Genomic DNA, 16140 nt, shown 5'->3' on the forward strand with positions numbered 1-16140 from the left:
TCTCTCGCGGTCCCGACCTCCGGGTCCTCGCGGTCCCGACCTCCGGGTCCTCGCGGTCCCGACCTCCGGGTCCCCCGCGGTCCCGACCCCCGGTCATTCGCGAGCCGGACCCCGGGGGACGTCGGCGGCTCCTACGCGTCCCGCATCCCGGCCCGCGCGAACTCCGCCATGCCCTCCTCGAACCCGGCCTCCGGCTTCCAGCCCAGCGCGTCCCGCAGCCGTGCGGAGTCGGCGGTGATGTGCCGTACGTCCCCGAGCCGGTACTCGCCGGTGACGACGGGCTCGGGCCCGCCGTACGCGGCGGCGAGTGCCCGGGCCATCTCGCCGACGGTGTGCGGGTCGCCGCTGCCGGTGTTGTACGCCGTGAGCCCGCCCGGGGCGGCCTCCGCCTCCAGCGCCACGGCATTGGCCCGCGCCACGTCCCGGACGTGCACGAAGTCCCTGCGCTGCCGTCCGTCCTCGAACACGCGCGGTGCCTCGCCCCGGGCGAGCGCCGAGCGGAAGAAGGAGGCGACACCGGCGTAGGGGGTGTCGCGGGGCATGCCGGGCCCGTACACGTTGTGGTAGCGCAGCGACACCGCCGACCCGCCCGTGCAGCGGGCCCAGGCGGCGGCCAGGTGCTCCTGGGCCAGCTTGGTCGTCGCGTACACGTTCCGGGGATCGGCCGGGGCGTCCTCGCCGACCAGCCCGGGGACGAGGTCCGCCCCGCACACCGGGCACGGCGGCTCGAACCGGCCGGTGTCGAGGTCGGTGACGGCACGCGGCCCGGGCCGTACGACCCCGTGCCGGGGGCACTCGTACCGCCCTTCCCCGTAGACCACCATCGACCCGGCCAGCACGAGACGCCGCACACCCGCCTCCGCCATGGCGGCGAGCAGCACGGCCGTCCCGAGGTCGTTGTGCGAGACGTACTCCGCCGCGTCGGCGACCCCGTCGCCGAGCCCGACCTTCGCGGCCTGGTGGCACACGGCGTCCGCACCGGCCACGGCGCGTCCGACGGCGGCCGGGTCCCGCACGTTGGCACCGGCGTCCTCCCGCACGTCGAACACGACCGCCTCGTGCCCGCGCTCCCGGAGGGCGGCGACCACATGGGACCCGATGAACCCGGCACCGCCGGTGACCAGTACGCGCATACGGCCACGCTAGGCCCGCGACCCGGCCGCACCACGGGACCGCGCCCGTACGTCACGACTCCGTAAGATCGCGCACGGTCACAGCGACGCGGTCTCCGACGCGGTCGCCCAGGCGAACCCGTCCGGGTCGGTGAAGGGCCCGGAGTCGCCGTTGATCGTGAGCCGGTGCGATCCGGTGCCGTCGGGGGAGACGCCGACGAGCTTGGCCAGGCCCCGGCGCTTGTACAGCGCCAGCTTGACGGAGCCCGACCCGGTGTCGAACTCGACGTACTTGCTGCCGTAGCTCTTCGCCACGGGGATGCCGTGCTCGACGTAGAACCGCTTGCTGCCGGCCATGTCCTCGACTCCCAGCAGTAGCACGATCTCGTCGATCCGCCGGGTGGCCGGGCCGGTGTCCTTCTTCGACGACGACGCGATCTGCCAGATCGTCCCGTCCGGAGCCTGCACGACGCCCCCGTAGCCCCACAGCGACTTGGCGGCGGGCTTGAGCGTCGCGGCACCGGCGTCCACGGCGGCGCCGAAGAGGGCGTTGACGTCGGCCGGCTGGGACACCACGAGCGACAGCGTGAACCCGCGAAAGCCGGTCGTCGGCGCCTGTGAGGCCCGCACGCGTACCTGATCGCCCAGTCCGAACGCGCTGGTGTAGAAGCGGTGGGCGGCGGTGGGGTCGTCCACTTCGAGGGTGACGGATTCGATGGAAGTCATGACGTTGACGCTAGGCGCCGCACGAGACCCGCGCTTCTCGAATCCTGACCGGAACGAGGAACACCTCGCCCCAACCCGTCGTCAGCGCACAGGCCGCCGCCCCGCGTGCCGGGACAGCCGTACGGCGAAGAAGATCACGTCTACGGCGAGGAGCACGATGCCGATGGCCAGGAGATAACCCAGGCCCGCCGCCGCCACGCCGATGATTCCCAGGACGACGGCCACGAGGACGACCAGAAGGAAGAGCGCCATCATCGCGGACCACCTCTCCTGTGCCACGTGCGTGCGGTCACCGGCGGGCGAGCCGGCGCTCGCCCCCCGCTCCGGGCCGGTACGTCATGCCGTAGTACTGGAAGATCTGCTCCTCCCGCTCGGCCGGGAGAACGTCGTCCGTCCCGATCGACGGGGCTTTGCGCACCTGTCCCCTGGCGTGGGAGACCTTGACGTAACCCGGTCCGACCACGGCGTCGTCGAGGGGGACGAAGACCAGGCGCCGGCGGCCGGGCACCCCGGTGCGGACGGTGGCCACGGCCGGTTCGTCGGTGGAGGTGTCCACGTAGACGCCTTCTAGCATGCCGATCCTGTGCTGCTTCGGATCGACCACGTCATGGTCGCGCCATTCACGGATGTCGGCTGAACGGATCATGCCCGTACTCCCTGTCCGGTCCCGCCGTTTCACCCTACTCCGGCCCGGGCCGGAGTACGGTGGGAAGGACGAGGACTTTCCGTATGCCGGAATTCTGACCGGTCCCGGACCACGTACGTCATCCGTCCTCGCATGGGCAGCCCGTGACCCGGCCGCGCATCCGCATCCAGGCCGAGGAGCCACGCATGCCATCGCCCCACAGTCCGAACACCTCCACGACGGTTCCACCGCCTGACCCCGTGCCGTCGCCCCAGGGCTACGACGGCACGTCCCCGTTCCCGCCGGACGGCCCGGCGCCCGCCCGCGACGGCGGTGAGCGGCTGTACGTCGCGGTGACGGGGGGCCGCGGACCGGGTCGCGGCCCGTCGCGTCTGACACCGACCACCGGACCACTCATGAAGTCGGCAGGAGCCCTCATGACCACCGCGCTACCGCCCCCGCTCCCCTCCCACCCGGTCCTCCGGCTGCGTCTCGCACCCCGCAGCGGCATGCCCCGGCCCATCGACGGGGCGTGGTGGCCCCGCTCCTACGACCTGCTCGCGGAACTCCCGTCGCTGCTCTCGGGGTTGCCGCGCACGTGGGGTCAGGTCACCAGCGTCACCGTCAACGGGGCGACGTGGCCGGCGGCACCCGGCCGGATGCTCGTCTCCAACCAGGTCGTACGACTGCACAGGGCCCTCGCGGCGTCCGCCCCGCACACCGTCGTCCTGCTCGCCCCCGGCCGGGGCCGCTGGGACCTGCTGGTGGTGCCGCCGGACACGACCGAGGAGGCGGCGGAACCGCTGATGGCGGCCGCGGCGAGCGATCAGGAGTGACGGCCGTTCGCCCGGCGGTGACCGCCACCCGCCCGGCGGTGCTCGCCACTCGCCGAGCGTCGTCTCACTTCCGCCGGTGGCTGTCCTCCATGGACCGGCTGGTGTCCAGCCAGGACCGGGCAGGTTCCGCCGCGCGGCCGGTGTCCACGGTGAGGTCGAGGCGGGTTCCCCCGTCGGGACCGGCCGGGTAGCTGCGCTGCTCGGTGGCGGCGAAGCAACGGCGGAGAACCTCCGCGACCCGCCGGGCGACCTCGGGCGAGGCGGCGACGATGCGTACCTCGGCGTGCCCGTCCGAGGGTGGTTCCGTGGACTGCATGGCGACCTCGGAGTTCGGTGTCCCGGCGGGAGACGGGCCGGGTCCCTCACTCTACTCCGGGCTCTCCGGCCGCCATCGGCCGGAGAGCCCGGAGAGTACCGTGAGACGAGGAAGCCACCAGGCTTCCTGATGCCCGGCAGGATTCCCCCCGGCAGGCAGGCGAGCGCGATGTCCGACTCCGACTCCCCGCGTGTGACCAGGCTCCTGCCCGACGCCGTCCACCAGGCCGTGCGGCCCGGAACGGCCGTGGTACGGCTGGAGACGACTCATGAGCGGCAGGGCGTGCTCGACGGGGCGTGGTGGCCGCGTTCCCGCGAGATCGCCGCCGAGCTCCCCGGCCTGATCACCGCACTGACCGAGCACCTCGGGCCCATCACCCGTGTCGGCCTGGACGCCGGTGCCTGGGAAGAGCTGCCGACGCGGATGACCATCGACGACCGTGTCGTCCACATCGACTCCTCCCCGGTCGGCGACGACACCGTCCTCATCACCCGGGGCGGGCAGGACCTCTTCTCCCTCCTCGTGGTCCCGCCGCACGCGACGCCCGACGCCGCGCGCGCCGCCATGACCGAGGCCGTCCGCTCCGGCAGCGTGACGCAGGCCGAACAGATCCTCGTCGACACCGGCACCGGGCACTCGACCCCGAGCGCGACGGAACTCCCGAGCGCCCCCGGCGAATAGCCCCCGGATCCGTACGGCCCGCCGGACCCGTGCGAGGAGTACGGTGGAGATACCGAGGATTCTTCGCGCACCGGCTTCCAGGCTCGTGTCGTTTTCGGCGATCGAATATGCCGGGGCGGCCGCTGCCGTCCCGGGGCAGGGTTCGCGTCATGACTGCGACCATTTCCCACCCGCCGGCAGCCGAAGCCGATGACCGGTCCTCCTCCTCCGCTCCGCGTCTGTCGCTCGCCGCCACCGGTTCCGCACCGGCTCTGCTGGACGGCGCCTGGTGGCCCCGCTCCCGCGATCTCGCGGCGGAACTCCCCTCCCTGACCGCCGTACTGGACCCGGTGTGGGGGCGGATCACCCGGGTCACGGTGAATCCCACCCACTGGCCGGTCGTACCCCGCAAGGTGCCCGTCACCGGGCGCGTGGTGAAGGTGGGCTGGTTCCGCTTCGAGCAGGACCCGCACGAACTGCTGCTGCTCTCGTACCGAGTGGGCCGCTGGAACCTCCTGGTGATCCCGCCGCAGACGACTCCCGACTCGGCCGCCCGGCTGATGGCCGCCGCGAGCGACCCGCTCGGCACGTCGACGGCGAGCCGGCTGATGGAGGACGAGGCGCGCTCGCGGACGGAGTACGAGGCCGACCGGGCCGTGGAAGCGGTCTGGGACTCCGAAGGAGGACACGAGGCCCGCGACCCGGCCGCAGGCCCGCCGGTTCCGGTCATGTCCGCCCCGGTGCCGTATCAGCCGATGGGAAGGTGAGAACAGTGGAGGTATTCGTGTCCGTGGCGGTGATCCTGGGGATGATCGTTCTCGGTGTGTTCCTCATCCACCAGCTGAACTCACAGCACGACGACCGTATCGCCGCCTTCCACTACGGCCGCTCCGGGCTGCCGGTCGCGGGACCGGCTCCATCCGGTCGGCGCAGGGCCCGCGGCCACGGGCGGTTCTCCTGGCGCCGCTCCCGTGAGCAAGCCGAGTGAGCCCCCACCCCGACCCGGCCACGGCCCCGCGACGCCGGGATGACCCTCCGGCACCGAGTGTCCCTACGGCGTCCCCGTACCGCGTGCGGGGACGTGGTCGCGCAGGCGGTACTCGCTCGGGCTGATGCCGTGTTCCCGCTTGAACGCCGCACTGAAGGCGAACGCGTTGGCGAAGCCGACCCGGTCCGCCACCACGGCGAGCGTCGCCTCCGGCTCGCGCAGCAGGTCGGCGGCCAGGGCGAGGCGCTGTTCCCGTAGGTAGGTCATGGGCGGCCGGCCGACCAGAGCGGTGAAGCGCCGCGCCAGGCCGGCCCGGGACACGCCGGTCCTCGCCGCCAGGGCGGGCAGGGTCCACGGGTGGGCGGGATCGCTGTGCAGCATGCGCAGGGCGGGGCCGACCACGGGATCGCTGTGGGCCCGGTACCAGGCGGGGACCTCGGCGCCGGGGCGGGTGAACCAGGCACGCAGGGCGGTGACGAGCATCAGGTCCAGGGCCCGGTCCAGGAGGAGCTGCTGCCCGGGCTCCTCGCGGGTGATCTCCTCGAAGGCCGACATGCCGAAGGGGCAGGTGCCCACGCTCGCGTCGACGACAGCGAGGGGCGGCAGCGCTGCGAGCAGCCGGCCCGGGGCGCCGCTCTCCAGGGTGTGGATCCCGCTGATCAGGAGCGTGCCGCCGTCCCCTTCCGCGTCCCCGGCGCCGCTACCCGGAATCCGGGGGCGGTCCAGTTCCTCGCCCTGTGGGGTCGTGCAGCGGCCGCCGTGACGGATCACCACGTCCGGTTCGGTGCCGGGGTCGTCCGCGATCACGTAGGGCGCGCCGCCGCACAGCACCGCGACGTCTCCGGAGCCGATCCGCACCGGGTCGCCGCCCTCGGGCGTGACCCAGGCGGAGCCGCGCACGAGGACCGCGAGGGCCAGCGGCGAGCCGTCCTCGAAGCGTGCCGCCCAGGAGCCGGTCAGGGAGGACTGGTGGAAGACGGCGCCACTGGTCCGCACCCCGTTCAGGAGGTCCGTCAGCGGATCCGTGCTGGTCAGCCCCATGGGGTCCATGCCGGTCAGCGTAGACGAACGCGTATGGACGTGAGTCCGCACGGCATGTCCCGGGCGGACGGCGACTGGTTCGCTGGAGGCCATGAGCGACGAGATGATCCTGGTGACAGGGGCCACGGGCAAGACGGGCCGCCGGGTGGCGCGGCTGCTTCGGGAGCGGGGCGTGCCGGTCCGCGCGGCGTCCCGTTCCGCCACGCCGTCCTTCGACTGGACGGACCGCGGGACCTGGGAGAAGGCCCTGCGCGGGGTGACGGGGATGTACGTCGTGCACCCCGACCTGGGCAGCCCCCGGGCCGCTGACGATGTCGCCGCGTTCGCCCGGCGGGCCGCGGCTGCCGGAGCCCGTCACGCGGTGCTGCTGTCCACGCCTTCCGACGCCTGGGGCCCTGCCGGGGAACACGTCCTGTCCGCCGAGCGGGCCCTCGGACACGCGGGTCTGGACTGGACGGTGCTGCGGGTGCGGTGGTTCTTCCAGAACTTCAGCGAGGACTTCCTCCGCGACCCCGTACTGAGCGGCGAGGTACGGCTGCCGGCCGGCGACGGCAAGGAGGCGTTCATCGACGCCGAGGACATCGCCGAGGTGGCGGTCGCGGCCCTGACGGAGCCCGGGCACGCCGGGTGGAACTACGAGCTCAGCGGCCCCCGGCTGATGACCTTCGCCGACGCCGTCGCGGAGATCGCCCGGGCCACCGGCCGCGATCTGCGCTACGTCCCGCTGACGCCGGAGGCGTACGCGCAGGAGCAGCGGGCGCAGGGTGTGCCCGAGGAGTGGGTGCGGCTGACGATCGGCCTGTACGAGCACGTCCGCTCAGGCGGCCTCGCCTCGCTCGGCGACGGCGTCCACAAGGCCCTGGGCCGGGCTCCCCGGGACTTCTCCGAGTACGCCGACAGCACCGCCCGAGAGGGTGTCTGGAACATCTGACCTCGCCCTGGGCGGCGATCAGCCGGAACTCTCGGACGCGCCGTGCCCGGCACGGCGGCGGTACTCGGCGTTGATGCGCTGAGCTTCCTCGAGCTGGTCCTCGAGGATGACGATGCGGCACGCGGCCTCGATCGGGGTGCCCCGGTCGACGAGCTCGCGGGCGCGCGCCGCGATGCGGAGCTGGTAGCGGGAGTACCGGCGGTGTCCGCCCTCCGAGCGCAGCGGAGTGATCAGACGAGCCTCACCGATGGCTCGCAGGAAGGCCGGGGTGGTGCCGAGCATCTCGGCGGCCCGCCCCATCGTGTACGCGGGGTAGTCGTCGTCTTCCAGACGATCGCTGAGCGGGGTATCTGCTGTCATGTCACCTCGTAGTGCAACGCGTCGAGGGGCCCTGGTGCCGTACGGCACCAGGGCCCCGAAGGAAATTGAACACCATCTGTCGGCCCTAATGCTGCGCCGACCTTCTGTTTCCGCTACCGGCCCTGTGGGAGGGGGGATGCGGGGATCGCGGCTGCGTGACCGGGGACCACCTTCCAATCCGGGGTCTTGCGGTACCCGGCCGAGCGCCGCTCGGGCCGGGCGATCCTGATGGCGTCTGCTCCTCCGTCCTTCTCTGCTCAGTGATCTCGTGTCAACGAGAAAAAGGCTAACTGCGCCGGAGCTCAATGTCTACTCTGACAAGAGTAGATTTTTGTTCACTGGTGGCGCAGGTTGCCGGTGGCCCGCAAGAGCGGCGGTACGACGACGAGGGCCCTGCCGACGCGCGTCGGCAGGGCCCTCATCGGGATCGGGGTGGGCGGTTGTCCGCCCGTCCTCATGCGTCCAGGGGTGCGGCGCCGAGCAGTGCCGACGCGGTCTGGAGCGGGGTGGGGACGCGCACGGGCGCGGCCTCGGGGTGTTCGTGGCAGGTGAAGCCGAGACGGGCCATGGCCCGCACGACTTCGCTGCCCGTGAAGTCGCGGCGGTCCTGTCGGGTGATGACCTGGCCCACCTGCTTGACGGGGTAGCGGCGGCGGCCGATGGTCACGGACTCACCCGTGACGATCTCGGGCGTGACGCCCTTCATCGAGGCCAGCACCCCGCTCTTGGTCAGGTCGAACGGGTACCGGGCGATGACACAGCGCATGATGCCCCCACAGGGAGAAGGAGAACGGCTGACCGGGTGAGGCGGATCAGCCGGAGAGGGCGAGGACGCCCGGGGTCCGGCCGTGCGAGACGAACGGTCCGTCGAGGACGTCCCGCAGTCGGGTCCGGTCCGTGTAGGTGGAACTGCCGCGGTGAGCGACGAGTTCGGCCAGGGTGACCGAGCCCGTGCTCTGGTCGTCCCCGTCGCACAGGACGAGGTACTCGACCCGGGCACCGGCCATGACGGACAGCGCGACCTCGACGGTCATGTCGTCCCCGACCCGAGGGCCGGACGCGTCCATGGCGTCGACCACGGACACGAGGGAGGGATCAACCTGCTGGCACTGCGTCTGAACCGGTGTCAAAGCTGCCTCCGCGGAGATGGGTGAGCTGACGATCGACGCGACAGGCCTAGGCCGCCGGGTCGAAGGCGGGCCGCTGCGCCCTGCGCCGCCCCGCCTGTCCGGTGGGGCGCCCCTGGACGGGGCGGTTCCGGCGGCCTCGGGACGAGGGCGCCCCGGACGCGGAACGGCGGGCAGCCGGAGCCGGTGCGGTGATGACGACGGGAACACCGGACGGGGTCTGGGCCCCGGTGATCCGGCTCAGTTCCGCTTCACCCGAACGCACCGGGGTGACCTGGGGGGTGATGGCGGCCGAAGCCATCAGCCGGGTCATGCCGCGACGCTGGCCGGGTGTCACGAGCGTGACGACGCTGCCGGACTCGCCGGCCCGGGCGGTACGGCCGCCGCGGTGCAGGTAGTCCTTGTGGTCGGTGGGCGGGTCCACGTTGACGACCAGGTCGAGGTTGTCGACGTGGATGCCGCGGGCCGCGACGTTGGTCGCCACCAGCACCGTCACATGACCGGTCTTGAACTGGGCGAGGGTCCGCGTGCGCTGGGGCTGGGACTTGCCGCCGTGCAGAGCCGCGGCGCGGACGCCGTTGTTCAGCAGGTGCTCGGTCAGCCGGTCCACGGCGCGCTTGGTGTCCAGGAACATGATCACCCGGCCGTCCCGCGCCGCGATCTCCGTCGTCGTGCGGTGCTTGTCCGCTTCGTGCACGTGGAGCACGTGGTGCTCCATCGTGGTGACCGCACCCGCCGACGGGTCGACGGAGTGGACCACGGGGTCCGTCAGGTAGGTGCGGACCAGGCGGTCGACGTTGCGGTCCAGCGTCGCCGAGAAGAGCATCCGCTGCCCCTCGGGACGCACCTGGTCGAGCAGGGCGGTGACCTGGGGCATGAAGCCCATGTCGGCCATCTGGTCGGCCTCGTCGAGGACGGTGATGGCGACGTCGTCCAGCCGGCAGTCGCCGCGGTCGATGAGGTCCTTGAGCCGCCCCGGCGTCGCGACGACGACCTCCGCTCCGGTCCGCAGCGCACCCGCCTGCCTGCCGATCGACATGCCGCCGACGACGGTGGCCAGCTTCAGCCGGACGGAGCGGGCGTACGGGGTGAGCGCGTCGGTCACCTGCTGGGCGAGCTCGCGGGTGGGGACGAGAACCAGGGCGAGCGGCTGCCGCGGCGCCGCACGCCGGCCCGCCGTACGGGCCAGCAGCGCGAGGCCGAAGGCGAGGGTCTTGCCCGACCCGGTACGGCCGCGGCCCAGCACGTCACGCCCGGCGAGGGAGTTCGGCAGGGTCGCTCCCTGGATGGGGAACGGCACCGTCATGCCCTCGTGGCCGAGTGCGGCCAGCAGCGGTGCCGGCAGGTCGAGGTCGGCGAACGACTCGACGGCGGGCAGCGCGGGCGTGGTCGTCACCGGCAGCGCGAACTCCCCCTGGAGTGCGGCCGGCCGGCGCTCGTAGCCCTTGGAACGCCGCGGAGCGCCCGAGCCCTTGGCGGCGGACCCCCTGGAGCGGTCGTAGGAGCGGGTCGGGCGGGCGGTGCGTGCGCGGTTCAAGCGGAACCTTCCTCGATGTGAGCTCGTGGGCACGTAGCAAGGAATTTCCGCCGCGCAAATGAACGGCGCAGAGAATCGCGAGAACGAGCCGGAGATGTTGGGCGCGGCTTTGGTGTCACGCGCCCGGAAAAGCAGCGAGCCGGGGCCCGCACCCCAAGGTGCGGGCCCCAGCTGCGAAATATGCGTTGCTGCCGTGATCAGGCGGGAACGATGTTCTCGGCCGTCGGGCCCTTCTGGCCCTGCGCGATGTCGAAGGACACCTTCTGGCCTTCCAGCAGCTCACGGAAGCCCTGGGCGGAGATGTTCGAGTAGTGGGCGAAGACGTCGGCGCCGCCGCCGTCCTGCTCGATGAAGCCGAAGCCCTTTTCCGCGTTGAACCACTTCACGGTACCAGTAGCCATGTCAATTCTCCTTCGGAGACGATGTTCGGAATTCGCCCTGTGCGAATTCCGCGTCGCCGTGCTGATTACCCCGTAGGAAAATGAACCTTCTGGCAACCACACCTGCAACTGAGATCGACAGTAGCATGGCGCGACCGGCGCTGTGTGGATCAGTAATTCCGCCCCGTCCGGAGGCCGAGGAATACTCGCCGGGTGCCGCAGTAATTTCTCATCTCGCAAAAACAGATATTGGTCCCGCGTGGACGCACTGTTCCTGCCGCGCACTCCCGGCCGCAGCGCCATGACCTCCCTCGATGGCCCCTGCGCCGCGGCCGTCCCCCTCAGCGGACGCGACGACGGTGAACGCGCCGGAACGCCACCATCGCGATGAAGGTCACATCGGCATACGGGTGAACTGCCGAGGGTCCGATGGCGGGCGGCCATCCGAAGGGGTCCGCACCGCCGAAGTCAGTCGAAGGCGGCGAGATGATCGGCGTCGCCGCCTCGCCACTCGACGAGGAAGATGGTCGCGTCGTCGCTCGTGGCGCCGCCCCGCTCGTGTTTCAGGGCGTGGGAGAGCGCTCGCACCACCGCCCGCACCTCGGTGCGGTCGCGGAGGACCCGGTTGGTCCACTCGATGAGCTGTTCCTCACCGAACTGTTCCCCGCCGGGCTGGCGCTCCTCGATCAGGCCGTCGGTGAAGCACAGCAACCGGTCACCGGGCCGCAGCATCCGCTCGCTGACCACCGGTTCCTCACCGCCGAAGCCGACCGGCAACGTGGTCGGGCTCTCCAGCCGGTCCACCACGGCGCGGTCGCGGATCAGGAGCGGAGCCGGGTGGCCGGCGTTGACCCACTGGAGCCGGCCGGTGGCGACGTTCAGCACCATCATCTGCGCGGTGACGAAGTGGTCGTTGCCGAACTGCTCGTTGATGGCCCGGTCCATGAACGCGTACACCTGGGACAGATCGGTGTGGGACCGCCGCGTGTGGCGATAGGCGCCGACGGCCACCGTCGCCATGGTCGCCGCGTCCAGCCCGTGGCCCATCGCGTCGAGCATGGCCACGTGAAGGATGTCGCCGTTGAGGGCGTAGTCGAAGCTGTCGCCCGCCACGTCGTAGGCGGGCTCCAGGATTCCGGCCACCTCGACCTGCGGAACGGTCATCGACAGCGGGGGCAGCAACGACCACTGGACCTCCGCGGCCACACTCATCGGGGCGCTGCGGCGGGCCTGGAAGAACTGGTCGGTGTAGGCGTCCTTGGTGACGATCATGTCCGCGACCAGACCGGCGAGTCTGCGGAGCAGCCGCCGGTCGTCGTCGTCCACCGTGTCCAGGGTGACGGCCAGCACGCCGATCTGGTCGCTGCCGTCCAGCAGCGGCAGGTACATCCGCACGCTGCCGTCCAGCGGCACCTCCACCGTTCCGCGGCTGAGGAACGCCTCGCCGGCGGGGGAGTCCTCGACCGACTCGGGGCCGCCGACTCTCAGCCTCCGGCCCGGCAGCGGCACCAGCAGCACCTGTTCGTAGTCCTGGAGGAGGATGGAGACGTCCCGGCCCCCGACCCTGGCCACCTCTTCCGCGACGAGCGGGGCGATCAAGTCCGGCGGCATCTCGTGGGCCCGGTCCAGCAGCACCCCCAGCAGTCGCTCGCCGAACCCCTCCGACCGGTCCACCCCGATCCTGTCCGGCTTCCGCCCACTGTCCGTCATCGCTGTCCGCCGACGCGGGCGTCAGGCGGCGCCGCTGACGGCCGGGGCGACGAAGCGCCTGTGGACGGGGAAGAACTCCGGCTGGGGGTCGCTCTTCACCCCCAGCTCGCCCTTGAGCACAGGTTCGATCCTGCCGGCGATGAACCGGGCGAAGTGCTCCTCCGACTCCCAGATGTCGAGCACGTTCAGGCCGTCGGCGGTGAACCACGCCACGTGCAGCACGCACCCGTCCGGGGACTCCTCTTCCCAGCGCACCCTCTTGCGCGTCGCGTCGTACAACTCGGGCGTGATCTCGGGCCAGACGAAGGTCATCACGACTGCCATGGGGTGCCTCTCAATCGCCTGGGCGCGGCGCGGGCTGCGCGGTCTGTGCGGGTACGCAGGACGACGCTAAGCAGCTCGGGTCTCGGAGGCACTCCGGGGCGGGCCGTTCGTGGCCGCCGGGCAGAGGGCGACGTGACGCCCTGGACCGCTACAAGCCCTCCTGACCGGCGTGCGCGGCGCTCCAGCGGATGTGAGGGGGCTCGACGCGTGCGCACAGGGGGCCGCCCTGTGGGTCGGTCAGGCCCAGGCGGCCGATCAGCAGGCCGTCGCGTGCGGCGGCGGTGAGTACGTCGGCGGGGATGGCGTCGAGCATCAGTTTGGCGCGGCGGAACATCGTGAAGACGCCCGACTCGTCGACCGTGCCCCAGGACAGGTAGATGAACCGCCGGCCCAGACGGTCCTGGACGTAAGGGCCTTTGATCTCGATGCCGGCCGGCGAGGTGCTCGTGGTGCACTCCAGCGTCCAGGTCGCTGAGGGTGCGTCGGCGGGCTGTGGTTCGAGGAGTTCGGCCGGGCGGTCGCGGCGTTGTACGGCGACGTGGATGTCGCCGTACTCGGGGAGCCTGCCGGGCAGGTCGACGGCGTCGATGCGGATGCGCATGGCCGCCATCATCCGCCATCGTCCGGCCCGGCCGGACCGTGGCTCAGTGGTCGTCGCGGATGGTGGTCGCGATGCCGTTGCTGATCACGACCTCGGCGGTGAAGCCCTTCTTGGCGGCCTGCTCCAGTTCGGCCTCGGTGCACTCGATGCCGCCCTGGCCGCCCTCACCCGTGTTCGTGTCACCGCAGATGTCGCCGTAGCCCCAGATCTCGGTGTCCTCGGCGACGAGGAACTGCTGCTCGACGCCCTTCATGTCGGAGACCGTGTACTTGCCCGGCGCCAGGTAGGAGACGTTGCCGAACCAGGTTCCGTTGACTCCCTTGCCCTTGTCGATGCCCTCGACGACGGTCTCGCGGGGGCCGGAGTCGGAGCCGGAGCCGGTGTCAGGGCCGGATTCGGAGCCGGAGCCGGTGTTCTGCTGAGGGGCTCGCCGCTCGGTCACCAGCGTCGCGATGCCGTTCTTCATCTCCACGTCGGCGCCCACGGCGTTCTTCTTGGTGGCGGCCTCCAGCTGGTCCAGCGTGCACGGGGCGTCCACCTTGGACCCCGCCTCGCCGCATATCGTGCCGACGCCGTAGACCTCGGTGTCGTCGGCGACCAGGAACTGCTGGTCGCCCTTGCCCGGCACGGTCACGATGTACTTGCCCGGGGCGAGATAGCTGACCTTGCCGTTCTTGAACGTGCCGCTGACGCCCTTCGACTTCTCCGAGCCCGACTTCGGGTCCGACGCCTTCTCCGCGACCGCCGCCGCGCCCGGCGTGGTCTTGCCGGACGAGCTGGCGTCCGTGCCGTTCTGGCACGCCGTCATCAGCAGCCCGGCGGTGATCGCGGCGGTGGCGACGACGGCCTTGCGCAGGTGGCGGTTCATCACGGAGTGTCCTTCCGAAGTGGGGAGTGGCAGGGGGCCGGCGGCGTCCGCGCCGGTTCCCGCTCTGTGCTGACTATGAGGAGCCCCAGAGCCCTCGGGTCGCACCCGTCTTCCCTTCACGACACCGCCGTGGCACGCCCGTGACACAGCAACACATCGGCTGTGGACGGCGGTTCGCCGACGCGCCGCCTTGTGTCACACGGCCGTGTGCCCTGTCACCGGCCGTTCCCCGGGCTGTAAGGCTGGAGGAGCTGGTCGACGGGTGCGTAGTCGTCGGTGAGCGGTCGGGCGTCGCCGATCCAGGACGTGACGTCGTCACCCGTGGCGATCTTCCAGCCGGTCTGCCGGGCGTCCAGCGCCTTCTGGATCGCGCGCGGGTCGACCGGCCGGTCGGAGGCGATCACCACCAGATTGCCGCCCAGGGCCGTGGCGGTCGGGTCGAGGCCGATATCGGCGGGTTCGCCGACGAGGGCGACGTGCTCGAACGTCTCGCCGAGGGTGGCCGCTTCGGCACGTGCGAAGGCCATACCGCCGTGATCGATGAGGTTGGCGACGTACAGGCCGTCCTCGTCGAGCACCCGCCGTACGTCCGTCATCGCCTCCACCGTGGTGAGGTGCCACGGCACGCTGACGCCCCCGAAGGCGTCGCCGACGACGAGGTCACGGCTGCCGGCGTCCAGCCGCCGCAAGCCGAGCCTGCCGTCCTCGACGCGTACGTCGATGCCCGCCGCTGACCCGAGACCGAGCTGGTCGCGGTCGATGCGTACGACCCCGCCGTCGATCTCGGAGACGAGGCTGCGCGTTCCGGGCCGGGTGGCCGCGAGGTAGCGGGGAATGGTGAGCCCGCCGCCGCCCACGTGATGGGCGTCGAGCGGCTCACCTTCTGGAAAGGCGGCGTCCACCACCGACGCGATGGCGCGCACGTACTCGAACTCGAGGAAGGTCGGGTCGTCGAGGTCGACGTAGGAGTGCCGCAGGCCGTCCAGGACGAGTGTCCGGCCGCTGTCCCGGTCGGGGTCCGCGACGACCCGGGCGCAGTGGTACCTGGTCTCCGTGTCGCAGGCACCGGGCGCGACCGTCGTGGCGAGGCCGCCGGCGACGACCACGAGCGTCAGGGCGGGGGTGCCGCTCCACCCACGCCTTCGCCACTCCACCAGCGCCGAGCCGGCCACCAGCAGGGTGCCGAGGCCGATCAGTATGCCGCTGACCGGCAACCGCGACACGAGGACGAAGCCGGTGAGGACGGTGCCGACGATGGCCCCGACGGTGCCGACGCCGGACAGCCGGCCGACGACCGTTCCGGTCTCGGCGAGGCTGGTGAGCCGCACCTTGGTCACGATCGGCGTCACCGCCGAGAGCAGCGCGCCCGGCACGAGGATGGTCAGCGACGCGATCAGCAGGAGCAACGCCGGCGCCCACTCCGCGGTGCTGCGCAGCACGGCCGGTGTGAGCGCCACGACCGCTCCCGACACCCCGAGCGAGGGGCCCAGGAGCCGGCGGGGATCGACCTGGTCGGCGAAGTGCCCGCCCATCCAGGAGCCGGCGGCGATCGCGGTGAGGGCGATGCCGATCACCAGGGTGCTGGTCTCGAGGGTGAGGCCGAGGTAGGGAGCCAGCAGCCGCAGGGCGACGATCTCCACCACCAGGACCGCGGCGGAGGACCCGAACACCAGCACCGCGGCGGTACGGGGACCCAGGCCGTCGTCGTGCGGCGTGCCCTCGGCGACAGGCGAGGAAGACGATCCGGTCACGGGCGACATCCTTGCATGCCGTGCCCGTACGGCGCCCAGCCATCGCCGCCGCCTCAGCAGCGCGAGCAACGGGCCACCCGCGCCGCCCTCGTGAGGAAACCAAGGGGGGACAAAACTCTCCCCGTCACAGGCGCTGCTCGCGGTGCCAGACTTCCCCCATGGACGGCCGCGGAAAGGCGCGCGGTCGCCCAGGTCTGCGGTGACAACGATCCCGTCTCCTGCCGTGCCGCTCTGTACGGCCGATCCG

21 protein-coding genes are annotated in these 16140 nt (G+C 71.7%); 5 read left to right on the forward strand and 16 right to left on the reverse strand.

What is annotated here, in order from left to right; genetic code table 11:
- Positions 1–131: 131 nt before the first annotated feature.
- From CP976_RS23115 to CP976_RS23130, 4 genes are all read right to left on the reverse strand, one after another.
- Positions 132–1133: an NAD-dependent epimerase/dehydratase family protein gene (locus tag CP976_RS23115; protein WP_150482096.1), complete on the reverse strand. Its 1002-nt coding sequence runs from the start codon at positions 1131–1133 to the stop codon at positions 132–134.
- 78 nt (positions 1134–1211) lie between these two features.
- Positions 1212–1838, reverse strand: coding sequence for a VOC family protein (locus CP976_RS23120; protein ID WP_150482097.1), 627 nt, complete (start codon positions 1836–1838; stop codon positions 1212–1214).
- 81 nt (positions 1839–1919) lie between these two features.
- Positions 1920–2117, reverse strand: coding sequence for a hypothetical protein (locus tag CP976_RS23125; protein ID WP_150482098.1), 198 nt, complete (start codon positions 2115–2117; stop codon positions 1920–1922).
- 10 nt (positions 2118–2127) lie between these two features.
- Positions 2128–2484, reverse strand: a complete 357-nt coding sequence (locus tag CP976_RS23130) for a PRC-barrel domain-containing protein (RefSeq protein WP_150482099.1) — start codon at positions 2482–2484, stop codon at positions 2128–2130.
- Between the two features lie 416 nt (positions 2485–2900).
- Here CP976_RS23130 and CP976_RS23135 point away from each other — a divergent pair, with 416 nt between their 5' ends.
- Positions 2901–3299 (forward strand): DUF5994 family protein, encoded by a 399-nt coding sequence (locus CP976_RS23135; protein WP_150482100.1) that lies wholly within the window; start codon positions 2901–2903, stop codon positions 3297–3299.
- A gap of 64 nt (positions 3300–3363) precedes the next feature.
- Here CP976_RS23135 and CP976_RS23140 read toward each other — a convergent pair whose 3' ends face one another.
- A complete protein-coding gene (locus CP976_RS23140; protein ID WP_150482101.1) occupies positions 3364–3615 on the reverse strand; it encodes a hypothetical protein in 252 nt (83 codons plus the stop codon).
- A 168-nt stretch (positions 3616–3783) separates the two neighbouring features.
- Here CP976_RS23140 and CP976_RS23145 point away from each other — a divergent pair, with 168 nt between their 5' ends.
- The 3 genes from CP976_RS23145 to CP976_RS23155 all read left to right on the forward strand — a co-directional run bounded on the left by CP976_RS23145 (position 3784) and on the right by CP976_RS23155 (position 5263).
- Complete coding sequence (locus tag CP976_RS23145) at positions 3784–4296, forward strand: DUF5994 family protein (protein ID WP_150482102.1); 513 nt, start codon at positions 3784–3786, stop codon at positions 4294–4296.
- Positions 4297–4445: 149 nt separating this feature from the next.
- Positions 4446–5042 (forward strand): DUF5994 family protein, encoded by a 597-nt coding sequence (locus CP976_RS23150; protein WP_150482103.1) that lies wholly within the window; start codon positions 4446–4448, stop codon positions 5040–5042.
- Positions 5043–5047: 5 nt separating this feature from the next.
- Positions 5048–5263 (forward strand): hypothetical protein, encoded by a 216-nt coding sequence (locus CP976_RS23155; protein ID WP_150482104.1) that lies wholly within the window; start codon positions 5048–5050, stop codon positions 5261–5263.
- Between the two features lie 63 nt (positions 5264–5326).
- Here the strand turns inward: CP976_RS23155 and CP976_RS23160 are convergent, their stop codons facing one another.
- Positions 5327–6313, reverse strand: coding sequence for an AraC family transcriptional regulator (locus tag CP976_RS23160; RefSeq protein WP_208838943.1), 987 nt, complete (start codon positions 6311–6313; stop codon positions 5327–5329).
- Positions 6314–6395: 82 nt separating this feature from the next.
- On the opposite strand from CP976_RS23160, the gene CP976_RS23165 reads away from it, so the two are divergent.
- Positions 6396–7235 carry an NmrA family NAD(P)-binding protein gene (locus CP976_RS23165; RefSeq protein WP_150482105.1) on the forward strand — a complete coding sequence of 280 codons (840 nt, stop codon included), beginning with the start codon at positions 6396–6398 and terminating at the stop codon, positions 7233–7235.
- A gap of 18 nt (positions 7236–7253) precedes the next feature.
- Here CP976_RS23165 and CP976_RS23170 read toward each other — a convergent pair whose 3' ends face one another.
- The 10 genes from CP976_RS23170 to CP976_RS23215 form a co-directional block, all read right to left on the reverse strand.
- Positions 7254–7595: a MerR family transcriptional regulator gene (locus tag CP976_RS23170; RefSeq protein WP_150482106.1), complete on the reverse strand. Its 342-nt coding sequence runs from the start codon at positions 7593–7595 to the stop codon at positions 7254–7256.
- Positions 7596–8049: 454 nt separating this feature from the next.
- Complete coding sequence (locus tag CP976_RS23175; protein ID WP_150482107.1) at positions 8050–8361, reverse strand: SCO5918 family protein; 312 nt, start codon at positions 8359–8361, stop codon at positions 8050–8052.
- A gap of 46 nt (positions 8362–8407) precedes the next feature.
- A complete protein-coding gene (locus CP976_RS23180) occupies positions 8408–8662 on the reverse strand; it encodes a CBS domain-containing protein (RefSeq protein WP_150485464.1) in 255 nt (84 codons plus the stop codon).
- A 109-nt stretch (positions 8663–8771) separates the two neighbouring features.
- Positions 8772–10259: a DEAD/DEAH box helicase gene (locus tag CP976_RS23185; protein ID WP_150482108.1), complete on the reverse strand. Its 1488-nt coding sequence runs from the start codon at positions 10257–10259 to the stop codon at positions 8772–8774.
- Between the two features lie 197 nt (positions 10260–10456).
- Positions 10457–10660 (reverse strand): cold-shock protein, encoded by a 204-nt coding sequence (locus CP976_RS23190; protein ID WP_030730357.1) that lies wholly within the window; start codon positions 10658–10660, stop codon positions 10457–10459.
- A gap of 447 nt (positions 10661–11107) precedes the next feature.
- Positions 11108–12349, reverse strand: a complete 1242-nt coding sequence (locus tag CP976_RS23195) for a PP2C family protein-serine/threonine phosphatase (RefSeq protein ID WP_150482109.1) — start codon at positions 12347–12349, stop codon at positions 11108–11110.
- Between the two features lie 21 nt (positions 12350–12370).
- Positions 12371–12673 (reverse strand): hypothetical protein, encoded by a 303-nt coding sequence (locus tag CP976_RS23200; RefSeq protein ID WP_150482110.1) that lies wholly within the window; start codon positions 12671–12673, stop codon positions 12371–12373.
- A 148-nt stretch (positions 12674–12821) separates the two neighbouring features.
- On the reverse strand, positions 12822–13274 hold the full coding sequence (locus CP976_RS23205) for a DUF5990 family protein (protein ID WP_229875418.1): 453 nt from the start codon (positions 13272–13274) through the stop codon (positions 12822–12824).
- Positions 13275–13317: 43 nt separating this feature from the next.
- The gene (locus tag CP976_RS23210; RefSeq protein ID WP_150482112.1) at positions 13318–14142 is read right to left on the reverse strand and encodes a hypothetical protein; all 825 of its coding nucleotides are present in this window, start codon (positions 14140–14142) and stop codon (positions 13318–13320) included.
- A gap of 215 nt (positions 14143–14357) precedes the next feature.
- A complete protein-coding gene (locus CP976_RS23215; RefSeq protein WP_373304856.1) occupies positions 14358–15902 on the reverse strand; it encodes a fused MFS/spermidine synthase in 1545 nt (514 codons plus the stop codon).
- Positions 15903–16140 lie beyond the last annotated feature (238 nt).

It is taken from the genome of Streptomyces coeruleorubidus (assembly GCF_008705135.1).
GTDB classification, from domain to species: domain Bacteria; phylum Actinomycetota; class Actinomycetes; order Streptomycetales; family Streptomycetaceae; genus Streptomyces; species Streptomyces coeruleofuscus.